This is a genomic window from Polaribacter glomeratus (genome assembly GCF_002954665.1).
Classification (GTDB): domain Bacteria; phylum Bacteroidota; class Bacteroidia; order Flavobacteriales; family Flavobacteriaceae; genus Polaribacter; species Polaribacter glomeratus.
In genome coordinates this window covers 1449911-1475814 of the sequence record NZ_MSCM01000002.1, presented here as the reverse complement: position 1 = coordinate 1475814, position 25904 = coordinate 1449911, and the positions used below count along the sequence as shown (strand labels likewise).

Below are 25904 nucleotides of genomic sequence, written 5' to 3'. Positions count from 1 at the left end.
TACAAAGCAGTTCATTATTATTTTTCTACTTTTGGGAAAGAAATAAAAAAACATATAAATGAATACGATTAAAACCTACATAAAAGACAACAAAGACCGATTTTTAAATGAATTAATCGAGTTGCTTAAAATCCCTTCTGTAAGTGCAGATTCTGCCTACAAGAAAGACGTTTTACGAACTGCGGATTTTGTTTTAGACAGCCTTAAAAAAGCAGGTTGCGACAAAGTTGAACTGTGCGAAACTCCGGGATATCCCATTATTTACGGTGAAAAAATTATCGACAAAAACTTGCCAACCGTTTTAGTTTACGGTCATTATGACGTGCAACCAGCAGATCCTATCAATTTATGGACTTCTCCTCCTTTTGAACCCGTTATTAAAAAAACGGAAATTCATCCGGAAGGAGCCATTTTTGCAAGAGGTGCTTGTGATGATAAAGGCCAAATGTTTATGCACGTTAAAGCATTGGAATACATGACATCCACAGGAAATTTACCTTGTAATGTAAAATTTATGATTGAAGGTGAAGAAGAAGTTGGCTCAGAAAGTTTGGCTTGGTTTGTTCCTAGAAACAGAGAAAAATTAGCAAATGATGTAATTTTAATTTCTGATACAGGCATGATTGCAAACGACATTCCTTCAATAACAACTGGTTTACGCGGCTTAAGTTATGTAGAAGTAGAAGTTACCGGACCAAATAGAGATTTACATTCTGGCTTATATGGCGGCGCAGTTGCAAATCCTATCAATATTTTAACTAAAATGATTGCTTCATTACATGATGAAAATAATCACATCACCATTCCCGGTTTTTATGATAATGTAGAAGATTTATCATCCGAAGAAAGAGCAGAAATGGCAAAAGCTCCTTTTTCTTTGGATAAATATAAAGATGCTTTAAAAATTGATGAAGTTTATGGCGAAAAAGGCTATTCTACCAACGAACGTAATTCAATTAGACCAACTTTAGATGTAAACGGCATTTGGGGTGGTTACATGGGTGAAGGCGCAAAAACAGTAATTGCAAGTTCGGCGTTTGCAAAAATTTCTATGCGATTAGTGCCTAATCAAGATTGGAGAGAAATCACTGAATTGTTTAAAAAACATTTTGAAAGTATCGCTCCGGCATCCGTAAAAGTACTTGTAAAACCGCACCATGGTGGGCAAGGTTATGTTACGCCAATTGATACTATTGAATATAAAGCGGCAAGTAAAGCCTATGAAACTTCTTTTGGAAAAACACCTATTCCGCAAAGAAGCGGTGGTAGTATTCCAATAGTTGCCTTATTCGAAAAAGAATTGAAAAGTAAAACTATATTAATGGGCTTTGGTTTAGATTCTGATGCAATTCACTCCCCAAATGAACATTTTGGCGTTTGGAATTATCTAAAAGGAATAGAAACAATTCCTTATTTTTATCAATATTTTACAGCCTTATCAAAGTAAAAATAAATTAAAGAATCCCTTTATGAAAACAACGTATATAAAACTTATTGCATTTTTATGCATTGGTACTTTTTTTGTTTCTTGTTCAAAGACGAAAGAACAAAAAGAATTTACAACTGCAGAATATGAAGCTGCTGCGGCGCAAATGAACAGCGGTTTGAACGACTTGGTCTACAATCAAGTTTCTGAAATTACTTTTACGGATGCTACTAATTTCACCTATTCTGCAAATACGAAAGTTGGCAAGAAATATTTCATGGTTGATGCAGTTTCAAAAACTAAAAAAGCGGTTTTAGATCCTGAAAAATTAGTAGAAAACACATCAAATAAGTCAGAAAAAGTATTAAAAAATGAAAGTGTTTCTCCAAACGGAAAATTAGCAGCATATATAGATACTTACAATCTTTGGGTTCGTGATTTAGAAACCGATAAAAAAACACAACTTACTTTTGACGGAGTCCAAGATTTTGGCTATGCAACGAATAACGCTGGTTGGACAAAAAGTGATGGCGCTGTGTTAAAATGGTCTCCAGATTCTGATAAAATTGCTACTTTTCAGCAAGATGCTCGCGGAGTTGGTATGATGTATTTAACTTCTACAAATGTTGGTCATCCAACATTAGAGGCCTGGAAACACCCACTTCCTGGTGATAAAATAATTTTCACCATCGAAAGAGTAATTATTCATGTAGGAAACAACCCTAAAACGGTTCGTTTAAAAATGGATAAGGATTTTCAAAGAGGATCTACTACAGACCATATTGCAGGTGAAAATAGTGTTTTGTTAGATGCTCAATGGAATAAAGAAGGTACAAAATTTGCATTTGTTTCTGGTTCAAGAGATCATAAAATAGCCCATTTACAAATTGCAGATGCAACTACTGGCGCTGTTGAATCAATTCATAAAGAAGAAGTTGCAACTTATTATGAATCTGGTGTAGATTCAGAAAACTGGAGCGTTTTATTTGATTCTAATGAATTTATTTGGTATTCAGAAAAAAGTAATTGGGGCCATCTTTATTTGTATGATTTAACGACAAAAGAGTTGAAAAATCAAATTACTACAGGAGATTGGCTTGTAAAAGAAACTGTAAATATTGATCAACAAAATAGACAAATCTATTTTAAAGCTGGCGGAAAGGAAAAAGGAAACCCATATCATAATTATTACTACAAAGTAAATTTTGACGGATCAAATCTTATCAACCTAACGCCAAGTAAAGGAACGCATACTGCTACTTTTTCTAGTGATTACTCAACAATTGTAGACACATATTCTACAATCACAAATCCTCCTATTTCAGTTGTAAGAAATGGAAGTGGCGAAAAAATAATGGATTTAGAAACTGCAGATATTACTGATTTAAAGGCAAAAAACTGGCAAGAACCCGTTGAGTTTTCTACAAAAGCTAGAGACAACAAAACAGCTGTTTACGGTTTATTATTTTTACCAAGTCATTATAATGAAAGCAAAAAATATCCTGTTTTAAACTACATTTATCCAGGACCACAATCTGGTAGTGTTGGTAATTACAACTTTAGTGCGGTAAGAAGAGATTTTCAGGCAGTTTCTGAGCTAGGTTTTATTGTTGTTGCCGTTGATGCAATGGGAACACCAATGCGTTCTAAGTCTTTTCATGACGCCTATTATGGCAATATGGGCGATAATGGTTTGCCAGATAATATTACTGCAATTAAACAATTAGCCGAAACATATAAGGGAATGGATCTTGAAAATGTTGGTATTTGGGGTCATTCTGGTGGAGGATTTGCTTCTACAAGAGCTTTGTTTGTGTATCCAGAATTTTATGATGTTGCGGTTTCGGGTTCAGGAAATCATGATAATAGAAATTATGAAGCAGATTGGGGAGAAAAATGGCAAGGTCTTTTAGTTGATGGAAATATAGAAGGAAAAGCAGATGGAACAACTAATTACGATAATCAAGCAAATCAATTAATTGCCAAAGATTTAAAAGGGAAACTGCTTATTACGCATGGTTCTGTAGATGACAATGTGCCGCCATCAAACACGATGCTAGTCGTGGAAGCTTTGATAAAAGCGAATAAAGATTTTGATATGATTATGTTTCCTAATAAAAGACACGGTTATGGAGATATGAGAAATTATATGACGCGTAAACGCTGGGATTACTTTGTAACTCATCTTTTAAATGCAAAACCTCCAAAAGAGTTTTTACTTAAATAATATTAAAAACCTCTTTAAGAGGTTTTTTTTTGATTAAAAAACTAATAAATAGTTAACGTTTTAAAAAAGCCTTTAAACTTAAAATATACACAGATGATATAATAATTTATCCATTTTAAAAAAAAAATCATAAATTTGCCTTGGGATAAATTAAAATAAATAATTAGTTATGAAAAAAATATTTTTAGGAGCGCTTATATGTTGCTTCACGATTTCAGTAAATGCACAAGAATATAACAAATGGTCTTTAGACATAGGCGCTGGAGTAACAGAAATTATAAATCCGCTTTCACCGGGTTATAAAACTGACGCGTTAAGCTTAGGGCAAGCTAGTCTTGGAGTAAGATATATGTTTAATGAGAAATTTGGTTTACGTCTAGATGTAGGTTACAATGAGTTTAAAGAAGGTAAAAATAGCTTACCTTTTAAATCTAACTATTACAGAACGTCTCTTGAAGGAGTCGTAAATGCTGGAAATGTTTTAAATTTTAGTAGCTGGACAAGTAGATTTAATCTTCTATTTCATGGAGGTCTTGGTATGTCTAATTTAAGAACAATAACGCCTATAGATAACGGAACTGGTGAGCCGATTCTTAACATGATTGTTGGTTTTACACCACAATTTAAATTATCTAATCGTATTTCATTATTTTTAGACGCATCTGCCATATTTCATGATTATCAAGATTTCACTTTTGATGGAGCTGCTAATACTAGAGCTAGAGAAATTAATGCAAGTATTTTTAATACATCAATTGGTGTAAATATTTCATTAGGAAAGCAGAAACAAAATGCAGATTTTCTTCAAAATGAAGATGTTACTATTATCAACGATTTAGAAGACATTAAAACTCGTTTAAATACTGCAGAGAATGTATTGGCTGGTTTAATGGTTAAAAATTCTGATACTGATAACACCAAATTAATGACAGAACTAGATACTCGATATGTTAGAAAAGGTGAAGAAAATAAATACGCAAACACTATTACTTCGTCTAATGTAGATTTTATTAGAGAATTATTAAATAGTGGATACATAAATGTATATTTTAATACCAACGAAACAACGATTCAGCAAGGTTCTTTAAATTCTGTAAACTACCTAAAACAATTTATGAATGATAACCCAAGTGTTAACGCACTTTTAATTGGTTATGCTGATGAAACGGGTAACGAAGACAAAAATTTACAACTTTCAGAAAACAGAGCAAAAAGTGTTTTTGAAGTTTTAGTTGCTGCTGGTATTGATCCAAATAGACTTTCTTTTTCTGGTGGTGGAGAAGATACAAGTGTTACAACAAAAGCAAGACAATTTGCAAGAAAAGTTACTTTTAAAATTAAATAATTTTTATTTATAATAATTTGAAAGCCATCAAAAAAATATTTTTTTGATGGCTTTTTTATGCATATTTCCTAAAGGTTTTAATCGATAGAAATATACCAAGTGGTTCTAAACCAAAGATTATTTTTAGTGGCGTTTTCTATAAACCGGCCCAATCTATAATCTAAACCAAATTCTATTTTATCTCTTTTAGAAGCCTTAAAACCAAGATTTGGTGTTACTCTAATTTCTAAATCATTGGTTTTAAAATCATACAAATATTCATTACCAAGTTTTATATAAAATTCTTTAACATCTACCCTTTCTCCATTTAGTGGCTTCTCTAAACTAACCCTGTAGCGGGTTCTAAAAGTAGTCTGTTTCTTTGGTTGATAAAATTGCTCAAAAGCGAATCTGTGCCCTATTTTTAAGGATGAAAACTGATACACAAAATTATAGTGCTGAAAGGTTCTATGAATTATTTCTTCATTTCTAAAACGTATAATGTATCCAAAATTAAAAGATTGATTCAAATTTGTTTTTAGTGATAAAATAGATGAAACATCAACTAAATTATGGGAAAACTGATAATTGTCGTCGTAAACTATTGCTCTAGATTCTATACTATTCACCCAATTAATTTTATCAGAAACTTTATTAGAAAGCACTATTTTGGGTAAAAAACCAGCATCAAAATTAGATTGACAAATTACTTTAGAAACACAAAAAATAATTAATAAAAAAGGAAAGATATTTTTCATGTTTTAAAACTCTAAATTCAAGGAACTCTCTTGTTTAAACTTTAATTCTTTTAGTACATCACCATTATCATCAACTAAAATTTCATACAAAGCATACGTGTTTTCTTTCTTTGCTTTTAAAATAATCTCAAAATTAATTTTTACACTGTTGCTCAATTTTTCTAGTCTAAATACTTCATTAAAAATAGCTGTTTCAGTACCTAAATATTGAATTTGTACTTTTTTAATTTTATATTTTACAAACCTTCTTGATAAATTTTGTTTAATTTTTTGCTGAATTTCTTTCGATAGATCAGTAAATTTGACCGTTTTCTCTACATCTAAAATTTCACCTTGTTCAGAAAACTCGATGCTATATCTATGCTTTTTATAACCCACCTTCGCTTCAAAAGTTTTGCCATCATTACTTTCTTCTGCATACCATTTTACCTTCTTTTTAAAATTCCACATTTTAATAACTTGCAAAGATTTAACAGGAACCTCGTTTGATTTAATTCTGTATTCTTTCTCGAATTTTTGTTGGGCAAAAAGTGAAAAATGGAATATAGAAAGTAATATCAGTATTTTAAATTTATTCATAATAGTTCATTTTTAGAGTATTGCTACTTTATAATATATGCCTTTATAATATAATCTACTTTTGGGAATTTCTCTCTTAAAAACTTGTTGCCAAATTTGGTAATAGAATCTTGTTTAAAACCTAATTTATCACCGTAACCATTATAAAACTTCAATACATTTTCTTGACCAGCAATTACTTTTGCTACCACAGGAAAACCAGTTACCCCAGAATAAGCCAAAGTATCTAACCTTTTATTATCTTTTAAATTGATGAAAATCTGATTTGATCTTGAATTAACTCCACCCCTAGCAAATGAAATTGTCATGGAATCATTTTTAGCTAACACAGGCTCATCGGCAATTCCTTTTTCCCAACTGTGGTTGATTAAAGAATCGTTATGAATTCCGAATTGAGCTACAAATTTTGGTACAACCCTAAAAATAGCTACATCCGTATAGTACTTATGCTGTATCATTTGGTATAATCTATCAACACCGTTTGGAGACCAAAGTCTTCTTGCAACGATATCAAAATTACCCTGTGTAGTTTCAAATCTTGCTTTAAATGTATTTGGCGACTGCTCTTTTAGCCATTTTTCTTTAAATTTACTTGTAGCACAAGCGCTAAGTAAAATGACACTTACAACTAGAATTATTTTTTTCATACTAATTTTTTTTCCTGCATCAAATATATGCAAAATCAAAATATATTTTTACTCTACATTTGTAGAATTAAAATATTTGTTCTATGTTTGTAGAGTAAAATAATAACCAATGCAATTATCAAAAAACGAAGAACAATTAATGCACTATTTATGGAAACGTAAAAAAGCATTTTTAAAAGATTTAATAGCTGATTTTCCAGAACCAAAACCAGCAACAACAACTGTTGCCACTTTACTAAAAAGAGTTAATGATAAAGGTTTTATTGCATACAAATTGTTTGGAAAATCTAGAGAATATTATCCATTAATAAAAAAGACAGATTATTTTTCTAACCATGTTAATGGTTTAATTAAAAACTTCTTTAATGATTCTGCGAGTCAGTTTGCTTCTTTTTTTACCAAAGAAACCAATCTTACAACAGCAGAATTAGAAGAACTTAAAAAAGTGATTGATACTCAAATTAAAAATCAACGAAAATGATACTCTATTTCCTAAAATCGGCAATCTGTTTAGCGTTACTATTGGCATTTTATCATTTTATTCTAGAAAAAGAAAAAATGCATACTTTTAATCGCTTTTATTTATTGGGTAGCATTTTATTTTCGTTTTTAGCGCCTTTGTATATTATATATAATGATGTTGCAGCTGTTATTGCAGAACCTATAACGGGTCAAGGTTTTTATAGCTTTGAGAATACCATCATAGAAGAATCAATAAATTACACAAAATTATTTGTAGGTTTCTACCTATTCGTTTCTTCAATTTTTTTAATGAGATTTGGACGAAATTTATTTATGATCATCAATAAAATAGGGAAAAATACAAAAGTTAAATATCAAAAAGCGCTATTGGTTTTAGTGGATGACAAAGTACTTCCGCATACATTTTGGAACTACATTTTTATCAACAAAAATGATTACGAAAACCAGAAGATAGAACAAGAATTGTTTACGCACGAGTTAACACATGTTACTCAAAAACACACGTTAGATGTTTTAATTCTTGAAGTTATTCAAATACTATTTTGGATAAACCCTTTCTTTATTTTACTTAAAAAAGCCGTGCAGTTAAATCATGAATTTATTGCAGACGAAACGGTAATACATCAACATAAAAACACCTTCCAATATCAGCATATACTAGTTAAAAAAGCTGCTTGGAAAAACGAATATTACTTGGCCAGTAATTTGAATTATTCACTCACTAAAAAACGATTACTAATGATGACAACAAAAAGTTCAAGCACAAAGATTTTGTTAAAAAAACTGGCGGTAATTCCGCTTTTAACCGGACTTATTTTCCTCTTCGCAGAAAGAGTTGAAGCAAAAGATAGTACACCAAAAAATTTAGAAACAATTAATGAGCAAGATTTAAAAAGAGATACGGAGGTTAAAGAAATAATAGAAGAAATAGGAAAAAAGTATGGTATTAGTTCTTATGATGCCTTAAATAAAACCTACGAATCAAAAAGAAATGAAAAACCTCATTTTATAAAAAGTTCTACAGAAAGACAAAATGAGTTAAAAAACTTATATTCAGAATTAAGAAGCATGTATGCTAAGCTTTCTAAAGAAAGTAAATTGAAAAGTAAAAGCCCTGTTCATCCTCACGACCCGTATTTAAAACTGATGAAAAACAATAAAGTGCATTATAAGCTTAGAAGCGAGTTTACCAAGGAAGATGAGTTATTAGTTCCGCCACCACCACCAGCTACGAATGCATCCAAAGAACAAATTTTAATAGCTAAAAAAGCTCACAGTGATTGGAAAAAAAGAAGCGGAAATGATTTACCGCCACCACCGCCAGTTCCAAACGCATCTAAAGAACAAATTTTAGTAGCTGAAAAAGCATTAAACGATTGGAAAAAAAGAAGTGGAAATGATAGACTGCCACCTCCACCGCCAGTAAATGCAATAGAACATATTAAAGACATGAATAAAAAAGGAGCAAAATTTTATTTTGAAGGAAAAGAAATAGATGCTGATACCGCTTCTGATTTATTTAAAAAGAATAAAAAATTATCAATTGAAACTAAAAACACAAACAATAGCCCCTATAAAGTTTGGATTAGTGAAAAAGGGATAGTTACCAAAAAAAAGGAAGAAAATATTAAATATTATCTAGATCATAAACTTATTAGCAAAAAAGAAATGGAATTAATACCAGCAAATAAAATTGAATCTGTTGATGTTAAAAAAGATAAAGATGGCGCTGGTTCTGTTTACATTACAACTAAAAAAGAATAATACGTTAAAAAAATAATAAAATTTAAAAACCTCAATAATTTGAGGTTTTTTTTTCGCAACATTTGTACCGATATAACGTTATATCATTAAATATATAATTGTGCTTAAAAAATTCTTTCTTACGTGTGCTGGAGTCGATAAAAATATTGTGGAAAACTGCGGTAATGGCGAACAAAACAAATTTGTAGGTATTGGAGCCACTGTTTTTTTCACAGCAGTTATGGCAACAATTGCAGGAAGTTATGCCCTTTTTACCGTTTTTGATAATGCATATGCTGCTATTTCATTTGGATTAGTTTGGGGATTATTAATTTTTAATCTAGACCGCTTTATAGTTTCTACTATCAAAAAGACAGGTTCTAGACTTAACGAATTGTTACAAGCCTCACCAAGAATTATATTGGCAGTAATTATTGCAGTTGTTATTTCTAAACCTTTAGAGTTAAAATTGTTTGAAAAAGAAATCAATCAAGTTTTATTGACCGAAAAAATTCAAATGACGATAGATACGAAAGCTCAAATTGCGCAACAATTTAGTCCTGAAATAGAAAAAATAGCATCCGAAATTAGTAGTTTAAAACAAGAAATTACTCTAAAAGAATTAGAAACAAATACTTTATATGAAAGCTATATTGCAGAAGCAGAAGGCAGAAAAGGAACAAAAAAATTAGGAAAAGGACCTGTTTACCAAGAAAAAAGACAAAAGCATGATGCTTCTTTAATTGCTCTAAAACAATTAAAAATAGATAATTTAGAAAAAATAAAAACAAAAGAAACAGCGATTGTGGTTATAACCGATAATCAAAAATTAGCCGAACAAAAATCTGAACCTATTATTGCTAATTACGATGGTTTAATGGCAAGAGTAAATGCGCTTGGTAAATTGCCTTGGCTTCCATCATTCTTTATATTCTTATTATTTTTAGCGATTGAAACATCACCAATAATTGCAAAATTGTTAGCGCCAAAAGGAGAATACGATTTTAAATTAGAAGATACAGAAACTGCCATAAAAACTTGGGTTCAACAACAAGTGCAACAGAGAAAACAAATGTTAAATGCAGATATTATTATAGATAACAAAGTTTATAAAGATATTTCTGAAGAGGAAGAACTGTACACCTACAAACAAAAAATAGCAAGAGATTTAATGAAATTGCAAGCAGATTCATTTTATAAGAAGCAACAAAAAATGTTGTAATTACTATTTTTTAAGAATTGAAATCAAAATATTACAGGTGATAAAAGTTTTAAACTTTTGATGCCAAGCATTCGAAAATTATACTAAAGATCTTGCTAAAGAGAGGCGATTAGTCAGTTAGTACTATTTAATTCATACTTGGGTGTTTTTCAAAATCGAGTTTCATTAAAATAAAAAAAGCGTCCCATTTCAGGGAAGCTTTCCATTGGTTAACAAAACCACGACACTTTTACTAAAGTGCCAAAACAACACAACTAATTACTGTTTTTACTAAAAAACAGTCTGCAAATATACGCTGTTTTTAATAATCCTCAAATAAATAGTTTCTTTTTTACAAATTTCTCAATTGCCTATTAATTGATTTGATTGTATCTTCGCACTCTTTAATAAACATCAGAAAAAAAACAGCAAATGCAATTATCAGAACAAGAAGTTGTACGTAGAGAAAAGCTAGTAAAATTACGTGCTTTGGGCATCAACCCTTATCCTGCAGATTTATTTCCAGTAGATTCAAATTCGACCGAAATAAAACAAAATTATACAGAAGGGAAAAAAGTGGTTATTGCCGGAAGGTTAATGGTAAAAAACTTGCAAGGAAAGGCTTCTTTTGGTCAATTACAAGATGGTGAAGGTAGAATACAAATTTACTTTAATCGTGATGAAATTTGTACTGGCGAAGACAAAACAAAATACAATACTGTTTTTAAAAACTTAATAGATTTAGGTGATTTTATTGGTGTTGAGGGTGAACTTTTTACTACTAAAGTAGGCGAAAAAACGGTACTTGTTAAAGATTTTAAATTACTGTGTAAGGCTTTAAAACCTTTGCCTTTTCCTAAAGAGAAAGACGGTAAAATATTTGACGCTTTTACAGATCCAGAAATGCGTTTTAGACAACGTTATGTGGATTTAGTGGTAAATCCGCATGTTAAAGAAGTGTTTATAAAACGTACAAAATTGTTTAATGCAATGCGTTCTTTTTTTAATGACGCAGGTTATTTTGAAGTAGAAACACCTGTTTTACAACCAATTCCGGGAGGCGCAGCTGCAAGACCTTTTATAACGCATCACAATTCTTTGGATATTCCTTTATATATGAGAATTGCCAATGAATTGTATCTTAAAAGGTTAATTGTTGGTGGTTTTGATGGCGTTTATGAGTTCTCTAAAAACTTTAGAAATGAAGGAATGGACAAAACTCATAATCCAGAATTTACCGCTATGGAAATCTATGTTTCTTACAAAGATTACAATTGGATGATGGATTTCTGTGAGCAACTTTTAGAACATTGTGCAATTGCTGTAAACGGAACATCCGAAGCTACTTTTGGCGAACATAAAATAGATTTTAAAGCGCCATACGCTAGAGTAACAATGGCCGATTCTATTAAACATTTTACTGGTTTTGATATTAGTGGTAAAACTGAAGATGAAATTAGAGCTGCTGCAAAATCGATGAATATTCCTGTGGACGAAACAATGGGGAAAGGAAAATTGATTGATGAAATTTTTGGTGAAAAATGTGAAGGAAATTACATCCAGCCAACTTTTATTACAGATTATCCTAAAGAAATGTCTCCTCTTTGTAAAGAACACAGAGAAAACCCTGAGTTAACAGAGCGTTTTGAATTGATGGTTTGTGGTAAGGAAATTGCCAATGCATATTCTGAATTAAATGACCCAATTGATCAACGTGAGCGTTTTGAACATCAACTAAAATTGGCTCAAAAAGGCGATGACGAAGCAACTGAATTTATAGACCACGATTTTTTACGTGCGCTAGAATACGGAATGCCGCCAACTTCTGGAATGGGAATTGGAATGGACCGATTAATTATGTTTTTAACAAACAATCAATCGATACAAGAAGTGCTTTTCTTTCCTCAAATGAGGCCAGAACAACGAATTGTTACTGTTGAATTGAATGACAGTGAAAAGGAGTTACTTGCTTTGATCAAAAAAGCAGAAAAAATTGAGTTAAATACATTAAAAGATCAATCTGGTTTATCAAACAAAAAATGGGACAAGTCTTTAAAACACTTAACTAAAAACAACTTTGCAAAAGTTTCTAAAACGGATAAAGGATTGTTTGTAGAAATTTTATAAAAATTCTTAATTCTGAACTCGTTTCGGAATCTTAATATAAAATAGTAAAAGAGGAATTGCAGAAATGTAGTTCCTTTTTTTAAGTATAGTATTTAGGTTTTTCCTTCCTAATTTAAAACAATAAAAACAGTGGATAACTATAAAAAAATAATTGAAGATATTTATCTTGAAATAAGAAATGTAGATGATATTGGTAAAGTTCCTAACTACATACCTGAATTATCGAATGTAAGTCCTGATAATTTTGGTATCAACATTACTAAAATTAACAAAGAGTCTTTTGGTGTTGGTGATTTTGATAAAAAATTTTCAATACAAAGTGTCTCTAAAATTTTTGCGTTAACCTTAGCATATAAATTAGAAGGCGCAAAAATTTGGGAACGAGTTGATGTTGAGCCTTCTGGTAATCCTTTTAATTCACTTTTGCAGTTAGAAGCGGATAAGGGAAAGCCAAGAAACCCGTTTATAAATGCAGGTGCAATTGTTGTTAGTGACATTTTAGTTAGTCATTTAAAAAATCCGAAGGAAGATTTTTTAAATTTTTGTAGAGAACTTTCTAACAATAAAAATCTAAATTATTCTGAAAAAATTGCGCAATCAGAAAAAATTTCTGGTTTTAGAAATATTGCCTTATGTAATTTTATAAAATCTTTTGGCAACATTAAAAATGATGTTGATCAAGTGTTAGATTTTTACTTTCATATTTGCTCTTTAGAAATGAGTTGTAAAGAACTTTCTGAAATAGCACTTTTCTTAGCCGACGATAATTTTGTGACCCACAAAGGGAATAAAGTGCTTACTATGAGCCAAGCAAAAAGAATGAATGCTATTTTACTTACTTGTGGCTTTTATGATGAATCTGGCGAATTTGCTTTTAGAGTGGGTTTGCCCGGTAAAAGTGGTGTTGGCGGCGGTATTGTTGCCATTCACCCAGATAAATATTGCATTGCAGTTTGGAGTCCAAAACTAAATGTAAAAGGAAATTCTTTTAAAGGAATGTTATTTTTAGAAAAGTTTACAACAAGAACAGCATCCTCTATTTTTTAATTTTCTTTAAAAACATGGAGGTTTTTTTCTTATTCCTATTGAAAAAACTAAGTATTCTTATCTACTTTTTTTGTAAAAATTTTAATTAAAAAAGTAGAAAGGAATACAGTATTTACTAAACAACAGATTATGAGTTACCAAAACTTAAACAACTTTTAAAGGTATGTTTAAAACTTAGGCTTTTTCATATCTGGATAATTTTCTTCTCTTTGCTTTCGATTGGAGTACTGTATATTATATATAGTCAACCCCATGTAAACGGCAAATATGATACCACCTACAATAAAAAATCCTATATTCATGTTGTTCTTCTTTGTCTAATTGCTATTGCAAACAATAATATTGTACCTGGCCAGTGAGCTGAATATTGAGCCTCCGCTGTCATACCTAATACCCCATAACCTACTGAATATAATAAACAAAGGAATGCTAAAATAATTGGATACCATTTTAAAATAAAGCTTTTCATATGATGAATCTTAAGTAATTAATTAAGTATCTAAGGTACAACATTGGCAGGCATTTCATAAAAAATAAAATCGTGATTTTGCGGCAATACACTATTTAAATCTAGTCCATATAAGACCAATCTTTCCGAACATGTTTTCTTTAAAAAATTACTTAAAATAAATTTATTTTTTTGATACAGTTTAGACTGTTTCTAAAAAGAAAATAGATGAAATTAGACGTGATTAAAGAACCAAAAAAGGCTCAAATTAAGCCTAAACATTTAAAACGCACAGAAATGATCAAAAACAAGAAAATAGTAGCGTTCCTTTTCAACAAATTTCTTTCTGAAACTACCCGTGAAAAAACAGAAAAAATTATTCTAAAAATAGCAATATTCAGTTTTTTTATTCATTTAGCGATAATCTATATTATGAAATTTAATTTTATAGATTATCCAGCAAATTCAGAATTACTAAAAAACCCTATATCAGCAATTTATACTCCATTCTCTTTTATTCTTATTTACGAAGTTTATCTTCTAATTTACTATTTACCAAAATCTTTTACAACCTATATAACCAAACAATACGAAATTATAACACTAATTATTATCCGTAAATTGTTTAAAGATTTAGCTGCTTTAGAACTCACAGAAAATTGGTTTGAGATTAAAGGCGATTTGCAATTTACCTATGATTTGGTCGCTTCATTATTACTTTTTTATTTAATATTCCTATTTCAAAAACATGGCAAACAAAAAGCAATAACAGAAGAAAATAGTAAACCGATAATCGAAAAATTTGTTGAAAACAAAAAATTAATAGCAGTTATTTTATTGCCTTTATTTTTTGTGATGGCTTTTTATACACTTGTCGATTGGTCTGCAGGAATTTCAATGTCTTCGAGCAAGTTACCAACCTTTGAAAGCATCAATAATCTGTTTTTTGATCAATTTTTTACAGTGCTTATTTTAGTAGATGTTGTACTTCTTCTAATTTCATTCTTTTATACAGATCAGTTTCATAAAATTATTAGAAACTCTGGATTTATAATTTCAACAATTTTAATAAGAATGTCTTTTGGAGTAAGCGGATTAATAAGTACTATTTTAATCGTTGTAGCTGTACTTTTCGGATTAGCAATACTTACAATTCACAATAAATATGAAAAAAATTTATAGCCTAAAATTAAATATAATAACTATTAGTAAATTGCAAAGTGCTAAAACCTTTAGTCTTTTAAAAGAAGTTAAATCTAATTTAGTTAGTTCATAAACTCAATAAAACATAAATTAGCTAAAGGATTATGATACAATTTTAGTGTCGTAATTTCTATATTAAAATAAATTTCTTAATAGGTAGTTTGGATACTAATTCAAAAAAATAACACGTTTACACATTATCAATATAATATGGGAAAAATTATTATCGCATCAAAAAATCCAGTTAAAATACAAGCCGTAAAAAATGGGTTTGAAAAAATGTTTCCAAACCAAAAATTCGAGTTTATTAGTGTTTCCGTTCCTTCGGATGTTGCAGACCAACCGCTTAGCAATACCGAAACCTTTCAAGGAGCAAAAAACAGAGCAGATAATGCATCAAACGAAATTAAAGATGCAGATTTTTATTTTGGTATAGAAGGCGGTATTGAAAATTTAGACGATGAAATGGAAGCGTTTGCTTGGGTTGTTGCAAAGGCTGATGGTAAATATGGTAAATCAAGAACAGCAACATTTTTTCTTCCAAAACAAGTGGTTCAGTTGATAAAAGAAGGCAAAGAACTAGGCGATGCAGATGATATTGTTTTTAATCGTAAAAACTCTAAGCAAGAAAGTGGCGCAGTGGGAATTTTAACTGGAGATATAATTGATAGAACTAAATACTACACAGAAGCCGTAATTTTAGCGTTAATTCCTTTTAAAAATGTAGATTTATATTAGAAAAAAATTGTTTCCTATTTTTAATATTTAAACCAACTTTAATAGCATAAAACTGAAACCCAGAATGATTGATGTAATTAAGACCGAGAATCAGATTCAATATGTTACCAATTTTCAAGAGCTTGTTTCCACGTCTTTTAAAGCAGAAATGAATGCAATTTGTTTTACTCGTGAACTAATAGGTGATTTTTCTGAGATTGTTAAAAAAGTAGCATTAAGCGGAAATATGACGGAACTTCATCCAGCAGAACTTCGCAAACTTCAATTAACAAAACAAGGTCAACTAGCTCGCGAAATCCTTTTAAATGACATGAAGTTATTGACAGCTCATGGAGCATCACCAACACTAAATGTTATTAAATACTATGAACGAGATGACTCATATCCGTTTTTTCCTACGGATGTGTATTCTTTTCACGTAGATCGTTCGCCTATAGCTACTGACACTTATTTATGCACCTATCATGGTAAGCCTAGTGAAATAGTACCAAATGCACAAGCAATTCAAAAAGTACTGATTCCAGAAATACGTGCTGAACTCAAAAAACTATATGATGGCGAAGATGCAGGATTTGAATCCTTTTTAAGTGAGTATTTTTTTGATTTGCATTACCAACCAAAACCCAATGCAAACCTTATCAACTTAGGTATCGGAAACTTATGGAAATTAGCAATTGATCATCCAAAGAGCAAAGTGCTTCCTTGTCTTCATCGTGCACCTCTTGAAAAAACAGGAGAAAACCGATTGATGATTATTTGTTAATTTTAAAAAATTATTTATTTAAATTTCATCCCTAAATGAACAACTTTTTTAGTTTCATAGAATTCCTCTTCAAAATAATCAGCTAGATTATAAATGGTAGCAGACGTGTAAAGCTTTAATTCTTCGGTTAAATCTCCTCCTTTTAAGTAAAGAATTCCGTTTTTTAACGAATGATTTTGTTTTTTAGAAATTTTACCTTTTGTCCAACGCACAAAAGTTTCCATTTCTGCAACGGCTCTGCTTACAATAAAATCATACGTATCTTTGTCTTCTTCTACTCTACCGTTTGTAGTTTTTACATTTAGTAAACCTAAACCTGCAACAACTTCATTTACTACTTTTATCTTTTTACCAATAGAATCTACCAAATGAAACTGCGTTTCTGGGAATAAAATTGCTAACGGAATTCCAGGGAAACCACCACCAGTACCAACATCCAATACTTTGGCGCCTGGTTTAAATTGAATCAATTTTGCAATTCCTAAAGAATGTAAAACATGACGCAAATACAATTCATCAATATCTTTTCTAGAAACTACGTTAATCTTTAAATTCCAATCTTCATACAAATCCTGAAGTTTAGAAAACTGTTCAATTTGAATGTCCGATAAATTTTTAAAATACTTGTGTATAATTTCCATCAATAAATATAGTTTAGGCTGCAAAAATAGCTATTTGTACTCAACAATTCTTAACAAAAATTGACGTTTATCATATTAAGCAACTTTAAATAGTTTATTTTTGTAGTATTATTTGATAATATATGAAAACAATAAAATTCTCAAAAGTAGACAAAGCAAAGTTTTTTAGAACTTTAAACAAAAGAGTCAACTTATATTTTAAAGAAAATAACATTAAAAGAACAGGTAACTGGAAATTATACACGAAAGCTATTATTATGTTTTCGCTATTTTTAGTTCCGTTTATTTTAATTTTAACAATTACAATGCCTCAATGGTTAATGGCTGTCTTAATGGTTGTTACAGGAATTGGAATGGCTGGTGTTGGTATGAATGTAATGCATGACAGTAATCATGATTCTTTTTCTAGTAAAAAATGGGTAAATAAATTAATGGGAAGTAGTATTTATATACTTGCTGGTAATGTGTATAACTGGAAAGTACAACACAATGTTTTACACCATACTTTTACAAATGTTATAGAACATGATGAAGATATTGATGCGGGTAGAGTTATCCGTTTTTCGCAACATTCAAAATGGTTAAAGATTCATAAAATTCAAAAATATTATTCTATATTTTTATACGGTTTATTAACCATTAACTGGGCAATAACTACGGATGTAAAACAAATGCATGGTTATTTAAAACGTAAATTATCTTATGGTGAGTTTCCAAACCCTGCAACTGAATGGACGAAATTAATAATTTCTAAAATTGTATATTATGTACTTTGGATTGTTTTACCTCTATTGGTTTTAGACGTTTCTTGGTGGAAAGTTTTAATAGGCTTTTTTGTAATGCATTATACAGCTGGTATGATTTTAAGTTTGGTTTTTCAATTGGCACATATTGTACCAAATACAGAAATGCCTGTTCCTGATCAAGAAGGAAATTTAGAACACACTTGGGCAGTCCATCAATTATATACAACCTCTAACTTTGCACCTAGTAACTGGTTGGTAAACTTCTATACAGGAGGTTTAAATCATCAAGTTGAGCATCATATTTTTCCACATATTTCTCATGTTCATTATGATAAATTAGCTAAAATTGTAAAAGAAACAGCTCAAGAGTTTAATTTACCCTACAATGAATATGACACTATGCGTAAAGCAATTGTAGAGCATTTTAGACATTTAGGTGTTTTAGGGCAAAAACCCGAATTAGCATAATATAAAACACAACAACCATCAGCAAAATGACACATCCATTATCGGACAGAATTAACAGCTTACCAGTTTCTGAAACTTTAGCAATGGCTGCTAAAACAAGAGAATTAAGAGCAGAAGGAAAAGATATTATTGGTTTAAGTTTGGGTGAACCAGACTTTAATACACCAGATTTTATTAAAGATGCTGCAATTGAAGCAATCAATCAAAACTATAATTCGTACTCACCAGTAGACGGATATGTAGAACTAAAAGAAGCTATATGCGTAAAGTTTAAGCGTGATAACGTTTTAGAGTACAAACCAAGTCAAGTAGTGGTTTCTACGGGTGCAAAACAATCTATTGCAAACGTAATGCAAGTATTGTTAAACCCCGGAGATGAAGTTTTATTACCTGCACCATATTGGGTAAGTTACTCTGCACTCGCAATTCTTTGTGAAGCTAAGTATATAGAAATTCCTTCTTCTATTGAAGATGATTTTAAAATTACACCTGCACAATTAGAAGCTGCCATTACACCAAAAACGAAAATGGTGTTTTTTAACTCACCAAATAATCCTAGTGGAACTATTTATAGTGAAGCAGAATACAGAGCGTTGGCCGTAGTTTTAGAAAAGTATCCGAAGATTTTTATTTTATCAGATGAAATCTACGAACATATCAATTACGAAACAAAGCCATTTAGTTTTGCTGCCATAGAAAGCATGTATGAAAGAACCATTACTGTTAACGGTTTGGCAAAAGCATTTGCAATGACAGGTTGGAGAATTGGCTATATCGGCGCAGCAGAGTGGATTGCAAAAGCATGTACAAAAATGCAAGGGCAGATTACATCTGGCGCAAATTGTATCGCTCAAAGAGCTGCTATTACCGCAGTTTTAGCACCTGTTTCTAAAATACAATATATGGTAGACGAGTTTAAAACTCGTAGAGATATCGTTGTTGGATTGTTAAGGGAAATTGAAGGCTTTAAAGTAAATGTACCAGAAGGTGCTTTTTATGTTTTTCCAGATATTTCTTATTTCTTCGGAAAAACAGTTAACGGTGTAAAAATTGAAAACGCAAACGATTTTGCTTTCTACTTATTAGAAAAAGCTGGCGTTGCTACTGTAACTGGTGATGCTTTTGGAGCACCAAGTTGTATTCGCATGTCTTATGCAGCATCAGAATCGCAAATTAGAGAAGCTATTAAAAGAATTAAAGAAGCTTTAGATTAAACTTTAGAGTTGGCTCGAGCACAGTCGAGAACAATATTCAAAATCCATCTTTTTAGGTGGATTTTTTTTGTTTGGGCATGTTGCGCTAAAAAGCGTAACCGCGCTATTCACTATATCTTTTTTGCAAAGAAGTCCTAAACTTATTTCAACTTTTAATAGCTTTTAGTTATAAAATTAAGAATAGAATATTTAATAAAAGCAAAAAAGGATGCCGCTTCTATCGCTCATGCAACCTAATTTAAAACTATTTTTTAAGTCTATCACTTATAGCTGTTTTCATACAATTATAGTTACAAACTATAGAACCATTTAAAATAAATGAGAAATAGTCTTTTTATTTCTAACCGTTTGTTTAGTTTTGTATTTAGAAATAATGGCAAGAAAAAAGGAGTATATAGAACAAGAAGTAATTACCAAAGCAATGAATTTGTTTTGGAAGTATGGATACGAATCTACTTCAATGAAAATGCTTGAACATGAAATGGGCATCAATAAATTCTCCATTTATTCTAGTTTCGGCAATAAACACGGCCTTTATCTTGAAAGCTTAAAACTTTACAAATCGCAATTAAATAGTGTCTTCGAAAAATTAAAAGAAGCCCCTAATGGTGTTGAAGATATTAAACAATTTTTCTACGACTCAGTAGCTTCTTATTACAAAGACGGCAATAAAAAAGGATGTTTAGTAACCAACACTTATAATGAATTTTCAAATAGTGAAGATGAACTATTAAAAGAACAAATGGCTTCTTTTATGAATCGCTTAAAAGATTTATTCATTGAAAAATTAAAAATGGATACTACTAAAAATGAAGAAACCATACTTAAACAGGCTAATTTCTTACTATTAGCAAAACATGGTTTGGCAGCGGCATCCAGAGTAAACAGCAAAAAGGAAATTGAAGATTATATAGAAATAACCTTTAAAAATTTGTAACATTTTTTTTACACAATAACTAACCAATTGTTTAGTTATTTAACAATAATCAATTTTAAAACAAAAACTATGACAACATTAAAAATTCACAACATAGAAACGGCACCCAAAGGGAGCAAAGATTTTTTAACGAAATCGCAAAAAGACTACGGAATGATACCTGGTTTGCATGGCGTATTAGCAGAATCTCCTGGTTTATTTGAAGCTTACAAAACAATACATGAGCTATTTGTTAATTCAGCATTTAACAATGAAGAATTAACAGTCGTTTGGCAAACTATAAACGTAGAACACGCCTGTCATTACTGCGTACCTGCACACACAGCGATTGCTAAAATGATGAAGGTCGATGATTCGATTACAGCAGCACTGCGTAACGAAACGCCTCTTGAAAATCCAAAATTAGAAGCATTACGTGCAATGACATTAATAATTGTTCGTAATCGAGGCCATGTAACTCAAAACGAGCTAAACAATTTTTATGCAACAGGTTATAAAGAGCGACAAGTATTAGATATTATTTTAGGATTATCACAAAAAATTATAAGTAATTACACAAACCATATTGCAAATACACCTGTTGATGTAGCGTTTCAGACATTTGCTTGGTCTAAATAAATTGTAATTTCCTATTCGTAATAACAACAGAATAATTCTAAATTATATACCTTTCGTTTTATTAAGAAGGTTAATTAAAAGCTTACAAATGAAAGAAAAAATAAAAATCGATATCGTTTCAGATGTAGTTTGCCCTTGGTGTACCATAGGATACAAACGTTTAGAAAAGGCTATTATTGAACTTGGTATTCAAGATCAAGTAGCTATTGAGTGGCAACCATTTGAATTAAATCCTAATATGCCGACCGAAGGTCAAAACGTAACGGAACACCTTACAGAAAAGTATGGATCTACTTTAGAGCAACAAAAAGAGTCAAAACAAAATATGACCAACGTTGGGAAAGAACTTGATTTTACCTTCGATTATTTTGATGAAATGAGAATGGTAAATACTTTTGAAGCGCATATTTTACTAGAATATGCTAAAAAATTTGGAAAACAAACCGAATTAAAAATGTGTTTAACAACTGCCTTTTTTAGCGAAAGAAAAGATGTCTCTAAAAGAGATGTTTTAAAAGAAGCTTTACAAACTGTTGGCTTAAATGCCGAAGAAGGGTTAGCACAGTTAGACAATGATGAGGCTCGAAAAGAAATACGCAGTAAACAAAGTTATTGGAAAAACTTAGGTGTAAATTCTGTTCCTACAATTGTGTTTAATAAAAAAAGTGCTGTAACTGGTGCTCAACCTATAAATACTTTCAAACAGGTATTATCAGAATTAATTGCTGAATAAAAGTAAATTTAAATTTTGGTCTGTGTTTAAAGATACCTAGTATATTCATTTTAAAATCCATCTTTTTAAGATGGATTTTTTTATCTAGTAACTCTTTGTTTATTTTTTTAAAAAGTAATTAAAATAATAGCTAAAGCAAATAATGAAACTTGTAGAATAACTCCTGTCTGACTTTCTATTTTTCCTTCATGGTTTAAAATCATCGATTTAATTTTAGATATTGATTTCGATTTCTCTATTCTCATATTCTTTTTAATTTCTTGCTTGTAAGCCGATGTTAAAATTCCTCTTTCTTCTATTGACACTGTTTTTAGATATTTCATAATGTTTCGTTTAATTGATTACATACCTTAGACGAGGTATAAAAACGTTTGTTACACAACAGAAATCATAAAAACCAACAGAAAATATGGTTTTCATAGGATTCATAGTTTACGACAATCAGAAAAAATAATTAAATAAAAGTAGAAAAACAAAAAAATCACATCTTATAGGATGTGATTTTTTTGATAGCTTTTAAATTTAAAACTAATCTACATTATCATGTAAAAATGAATTATTCGATTTAAAATTGATACCATCATCTTCTTTTTTTAATGCTGTTTCAGAGGTGCTAATAGAAGTATTTCTATCTAAACTAACACCCATTCTCTTATAAGCAGGTTGACGCTCAATTTCATCAATGTTTTTATTTAATTGATCGGTAAACTTATAATTGAAGCCTTTCATCTTTCTTCGGCGTTCTTCTGCTCTTTTTTGCAATTCAGAAATTGTTAAATCTAGAGGAGAAACTTCTTCACTCATCGTTTCAATCTCATTAATTGCTTCTTGAGGCTTTCTAGTTTTAAGTTCAAATTGAATTTCTGGTTCTTCAATTTTTTTCTTCTCTACAAAACCAGAACTTTTACCTATTGTTGGCTGTGCATCAAAATCTTCTAAAACGTATCTTTTTTCTACTTCTTTTCTTTCAAACTTAATTTCTTGCGCTCCAAAAACCTGAATTTCATTTATATTTAATTCTTTTTCTATATTTAAATTAAATCTAATTTCTTCTTCGGATTTTACTACTCTATGAGGAGCTAAAGGCAAGTCAAACAATAGATCAGATTGATTTTCTTTTGGTGCTTCTTCAATTTTTTCTTCAACTTTTAAAATATCGGTAATTATAAAATCATCTTCTTCTAAGACCGTTTTATAAGAAACCTCTTCAAAACTTACTGGCATACTTGCTATAATTTGGTTTGTAGCAACTAAATCCATTTTTGGTTTTGTATCCTCGGTAACTTCTCCTAAATCGTGTACAACTTTTTGAGGTATGGTATTAAAAGTTGGCGTATCTAAAGTTGGTGATTTTGATATGGTTTTTTCATCAAAATTATAAGTCGCTTTTTGTTCGTCTTCTAAAATATGAACCACTTTTTTAACCTCTGTATTTGTAATTGTACTCTGTTGGTCTGGCGCAAAACCTGTCGCTACAATTGTTACAGCTATAGCATCTCCTAGTGATTCATCTTCGCCAATTCCCATAATAATATTAGCGTCGTAACCTGCTTCATCTTGAATGTAATCGTTGATTTCTCCTATCTCATCAAGTGTAACTTCAGTTTTACCAGAGACAATTAACAACAACACATTCTTAGCTCCTGTAATTTTATTATCATTTAATAAAGGCGAATCTAATGCTTTTACAATCGCATTTTTTGCTCTACTAGAACCTTCTTCTTTTGCAGAGCCCATAATTGCAGTTCCGCTATTAGAAAGTACGGTTTTAGCATCATGCAAGTCAATATTTTGTTTGTAGTGATGTGTAATTACTTCTGCAATACCTTTAGATGCAGTAGATAAAACCTCATCCGCTTTAGAGAAGCCCGCTTTAAAACCAAGGTTTCCATAAACTTCACGTAATTTATTGTTATTAATTACAATTAAAGAATCGACATTTTGGCGCAGTTGGTCAATTCCTAGTTGAGCTTGTTTTGTACGTCTTTTTCCTTCAAAAGCAAAAGGCATGGTTACAATCCCAACCGTTAAGATGTCCATATCTTTTGCAATTTTTGCAATAATTGGTGCAGCTCCTGTTCCGGTTCCACCACCCATTCCAGCTGTTATAAACACCATTTTTGTTTGTGTGTTTAACATTTTCTGAATTTCTTGCATACTTTCTTTAGCTGCCTGTGCTCCTATTTCTGGGTTTGCACCTGCTCCCAAGCCGGAAGTTAAGTTTGCTCCTAATTGAATTTTATTAGGAATTGGACTATTTTCTAGAGCTTGTGCATCTGTATTACAGATTACAAAATCTACGCCTGTTATGCTTTGGGTAAACATATGATTTACTGCATTGCTTCCGCCACCACCAACACCAATTACTTTTATGGTGTTAGATTGCGTTTTGGGCATGTCAAATAAAATGTTATCGAATTCTGCGCTCATAATAACGTTTATCTTTTTAGGTTGTTATTGTTGTTTTTTCTTTACTTTTTGATCTATATACTGAATAACTTACTCAGCATTGTCTAAAAAATCTTTTAATCCTTCGGTAAACTTCTCGAAAAAAGATTTCTTTTTTGGCTTTAATTTTTTCTCAATTATTGGCTCTGGCTCAACTTCAGATATTGTTTCGGGTTCATTTTTAACCTCTTCAACAACTTGTTTTATGTCTTGTACTTTAATCTTTTTATCTAAACCAACCATTAGCAAACCAACAGCCGTTGCGTAAGCTGGACTAGATAATGCTTCATCAGAATCGCCTGCTAAATGTTCATTAGGAAACCCAATTCTTGCATCCATACCAGTAATATATTCTACTAATTGGCGTAAATGTTTTAATTGAGCACCTCCACCTGTTAACACAATACCTGCAATTAGTTTTCCTTTTGCAGTTTCGTGTCCATAATTTTTAATCTCTAAATAGACATGCTCAATAATTTCTTGAACCCGCGCATGTATAATTTTTGATAAATTCTTTAAAGTAATCTCTTTTGGCTCTCTACCTCTTAAACCCGGAATTGAAACTATTTCTGTTTCTTTATTTTCTCCTGGCCATGCAGAACCAAACTTTATTTTCAATAATTCGGCTTGCTTTTCAATAATAGAGCAACCTTCTTTTATATCATCAGTAATTACATTTCCCCCAAAAGGAATTACCGCTGTGTGTCTTATAATACCGTCTTTAAAAATAGCTAAATCTGTTGTTCCGCCACCTATATCAATTAAAGCTACTCCTGCTTCTTTTTCTTCTTGACTTAATACTGCCGATGCAGATGCCAAAGGTTCTAAGGTAATATCACTTAAACCTAAACCCGCACTTTTTACGCAACGCCCAATATTTCTGATGGATGAAACCTGCCCAACAACCACATGAAAGTTAGCTTCTAATCGTCCACCATACATACCAATTGGTTCTTTAATATCTGCTTGAGAATCTACTTTATATTCTTGTGGTAATACATGTATAATTTCTTCACCAGGCAACATCACTAATTTATGAACTTGGTTTACTAGATTATCTATATCTGCTTCATTAATAACATCTTCTGCAGTATTTCTAGTAATATAATCACTATGATGTAAGCTTCTAATATGCTGACCAGCAATACCAACAATAACATCTTCTATTTTTAACCCAGAAACACTTTCTGCTTCTTCTACCGCCTGTTGTATTGATTGTATTGTTTGTGTAATATTACTTACAACCCCACGCTTTACACCTAAGCTTTTTGCTTTACCAATACCTACAACCTCTATTTTGCCATACTCGTTTTTACGACCAATCATAGCAACAATCTTCGTGGTACCGATATCTAAACCAACAGCTATTTTGTTGTTTTCCATTT

The 25904-nt window shown here is 30.9% G+C and carries 23 protein-coding genes; 16 read left to right on the top strand and 7 right to left on the bottom strand.

Translation table 11 applies throughout. The features are described 5' to 3' along the window. The first annotated feature begins 58 nt into the window (after positions 1 to 58). From BTO16_RS16510 to BTO16_RS16500, 3 genes are all read left to right on the top strand, one after another. Positions 59 to 1447 (top strand): dipeptidase, encoded by a 1389-nt coding sequence (locus BTO16_RS16510; protein ID WP_105022743.1) that lies wholly within the window; start codon positions 59 to 61, stop codon positions 1445 to 1447. A gap of 22 nt (positions 1448 to 1469) precedes the next feature. Further along, entirely contained in the window at positions 1470 to 3653 is a 2184-nt protein-coding gene (locus BTO16_RS16505) for a S9 family peptidase (protein ID WP_105022742.1), read from the top strand. Positions 3654 to 3822: 169 nt separating this feature from the next. Then, entirely contained in the window at positions 3823 to 4998 is a 1176-nt protein-coding gene (locus BTO16_RS16500) for an OmpA family protein (protein ID WP_105022741.1), read from the top strand. A 77-nt stretch (positions 4999 to 5075) separates the two neighbouring features. Here the strand turns inward: BTO16_RS16500 and BTO16_RS16495 are convergent, their stop codons facing one another. The 3 genes from BTO16_RS16495 to BTO16_RS16485 are packed head-to-tail and all read right to left on the bottom strand — an operon-like array spanning position 5076 to position 6961. Then, positions 5076 to 5735, bottom strand: a complete 660-nt coding sequence (locus BTO16_RS16495) for a DUF2490 domain-containing protein (RefSeq protein ID WP_105022740.1) — start codon at positions 5733 to 5735, stop codon at positions 5076 to 5078. Positions 5736 to 5738: 3 nt separating this feature from the next. Continuing rightward, positions 5739 to 6314: a hypothetical protein gene (locus tag BTO16_RS16490; protein WP_105022739.1), complete on the bottom strand. Its 576-nt coding sequence runs from the start codon at positions 6312 to 6314 to the stop codon at positions 5739 to 5741. Between the two features lie 23 nt (positions 6315 to 6337). Beyond that, positions 6338 to 6961: a peptidylprolyl isomerase gene (locus BTO16_RS16485; protein WP_105022738.1), complete on the bottom strand. Its 624-nt coding sequence runs from the start codon at positions 6959 to 6961 to the stop codon at positions 6338 to 6340. Positions 6962 to 7070: 109 nt separating this feature from the next. On the opposite strand from BTO16_RS16485, the gene BTO16_RS16480 reads away from it, so the two are divergent. From BTO16_RS16480 to BTO16_RS16445, 8 genes are all read left to right on the top strand, one after another. Continuing rightward, positions 7071 to 7442 (top strand): BlaI/MecI/CopY family transcriptional regulator, encoded by a 372-nt coding sequence (locus BTO16_RS16480; RefSeq protein ID WP_105022737.1) that lies wholly within the window; start codon positions 7071 to 7073, stop codon positions 7440 to 7442. Next, positions 7439 to 9208 carry a M56 family metallopeptidase gene (locus BTO16_RS16475; RefSeq protein WP_105022736.1) on the top strand — a complete coding sequence of 590 codons (1770 nt, stop codon included), beginning with the start codon at positions 7439 to 7441 and terminating at the stop codon, positions 9206 to 9208. The genes BTO16_RS16480 and BTO16_RS16475 overlap by 4 nt, the downstream gene beginning before the upstream one ends. Before the next feature lie 100 nt (positions 9209 to 9308). Then, positions 9309 to 10409, top strand: a complete 1101-nt coding sequence (locus BTO16_RS16470; protein WP_105022735.1) for a DUF4407 domain-containing protein — start codon at positions 9309 to 9311, stop codon at positions 10407 to 10409. 411 nt (positions 10410 to 10820) lie between these two features. Then, entirely contained in the window at positions 10821 to 12515 is a 1695-nt protein-coding gene (lysS, locus tag BTO16_RS16465) for a lysine--tRNA ligase (protein ID WP_105022734.1), read from the top strand. Between the two features lie 129 nt (positions 12516 to 12644). After that, complete coding sequence (locus BTO16_RS16460) at positions 12645 to 13562, top strand: glutaminase (RefSeq protein WP_105022733.1); 918 nt, start codon at positions 12645 to 12647, stop codon at positions 13560 to 13562. Positions 13563 to 14307: 745 nt separating this feature from the next. Then, positions 14308 to 15192 (top strand): hypothetical protein, encoded by an 885-nt coding sequence (locus tag BTO16_RS16455; RefSeq protein ID WP_105022951.1) that lies wholly within the window; start codon positions 14308 to 14310, stop codon positions 15190 to 15192. 231 nt (positions 15193 to 15423) lie between these two features. Next, the gene (gene yjjX / locus BTO16_RS16450; RefSeq protein WP_105022732.1) at positions 15424 to 15951 is read left to right on the top strand and encodes an inosine/xanthosine triphosphatase; all 528 of its coding nucleotides are present in this window, start codon (positions 15424 to 15426) and stop codon (positions 15949 to 15951) included. A gap of 64 nt (positions 15952 to 16015) precedes the next feature. Next, positions 16016 to 16714 (top strand): hypothetical protein, encoded by a 699-nt coding sequence (locus BTO16_RS16445; protein ID WP_105022731.1) that lies wholly within the window; start codon positions 16016 to 16018, stop codon positions 16712 to 16714. 14 nt (positions 16715 to 16728) lie between these two features. On the opposite strand, the gene rsmG is transcribed toward BTO16_RS16445, so the two are convergent. Further along, complete coding sequence (gene rsmG, locus BTO16_RS16440; RefSeq protein ID WP_105022730.1) at positions 16729 to 17355, bottom strand: 16S rRNA (guanine(527)-N(7))-methyltransferase RsmG; 627 nt, start codon at positions 17353 to 17355, stop codon at positions 16729 to 16731. A gap of 122 nt (positions 17356 to 17477) precedes the next feature. Between rsmG and BTO16_RS16435 the strand changes: the two genes are divergently transcribed. The 5 genes from BTO16_RS16435 (at position 17478) to BTO16_RS16415 (ending at position 22071) form a co-directional block, all read left to right on the top strand. Beyond that, the gene (locus BTO16_RS16435) at positions 17478 to 18569 is read left to right on the top strand and encodes a fatty acid desaturase family protein (RefSeq protein WP_105022729.1); all 1092 of its coding nucleotides are present in this window, start codon (positions 17478 to 17480) and stop codon (positions 18567 to 18569) included. Between the two features lie 26 nt (positions 18570 to 18595). Next, positions 18596 to 19783, top strand: a complete 1188-nt coding sequence (locus BTO16_RS16430; RefSeq protein WP_211298245.1) for a pyridoxal phosphate-dependent aminotransferase — start codon at positions 18596 to 18598, stop codon at positions 19781 to 19783. Between the two features lie 373 nt (positions 19784 to 20156). Further along, positions 20157 to 20720 (top strand): TetR/AcrR family transcriptional regulator, encoded by a 564-nt coding sequence (locus tag BTO16_RS16425; protein ID WP_105022728.1) that lies wholly within the window; start codon positions 20157 to 20159, stop codon positions 20718 to 20720. A 69-nt stretch (positions 20721 to 20789) separates the two neighbouring features. Continuing rightward, on the top strand, positions 20790 to 21338 hold the full coding sequence (locus BTO16_RS16420; RefSeq protein WP_105022949.1) for a carboxymuconolactone decarboxylase family protein: 549 nt from the start codon (positions 20790 to 20792) through the stop codon (positions 21336 to 21338). Between the two features lie 88 nt (positions 21339 to 21426). Further along, positions 21427 to 22071 (top strand): DsbA family oxidoreductase, encoded by a 645-nt coding sequence (locus tag BTO16_RS16415; protein WP_105022727.1) that lies wholly within the window; start codon positions 21427 to 21429, stop codon positions 22069 to 22071. A gap of 107 nt (positions 22072 to 22178) precedes the next feature. On the opposite strand, the gene BTO16_RS16410 is transcribed toward BTO16_RS16415, so the two are convergent. The 3 genes from BTO16_RS16410 to ftsA form a co-directional block, all read right to left on the bottom strand. Continuing rightward, positions 22179 to 22394 (bottom strand): hypothetical protein, encoded by a 216-nt coding sequence (locus BTO16_RS16410; protein WP_105022726.1) that lies wholly within the window; start codon positions 22392 to 22394, stop codon positions 22179 to 22181. Between the two features lie 205 nt (positions 22395 to 22599). Beyond that, positions 22600 to 24501 (bottom strand): cell division protein FtsZ, encoded by a 1902-nt coding sequence (ftsZ, locus tag BTO16_RS16405; protein WP_105022725.1) that lies wholly within the window; start codon positions 24499 to 24501, stop codon positions 22600 to 22602. Between the two features lie 69 nt (positions 24502 to 24570). Then, positions 24571 to 25902, bottom strand: a complete 1332-nt coding sequence (gene ftsA, locus BTO16_RS16400; RefSeq protein WP_105022724.1) for a cell division protein FtsA — start codon at positions 25900 to 25902, stop codon at positions 24571 to 24573. Positions 25903 to 25904: the final 2 nt, after the last annotated feature.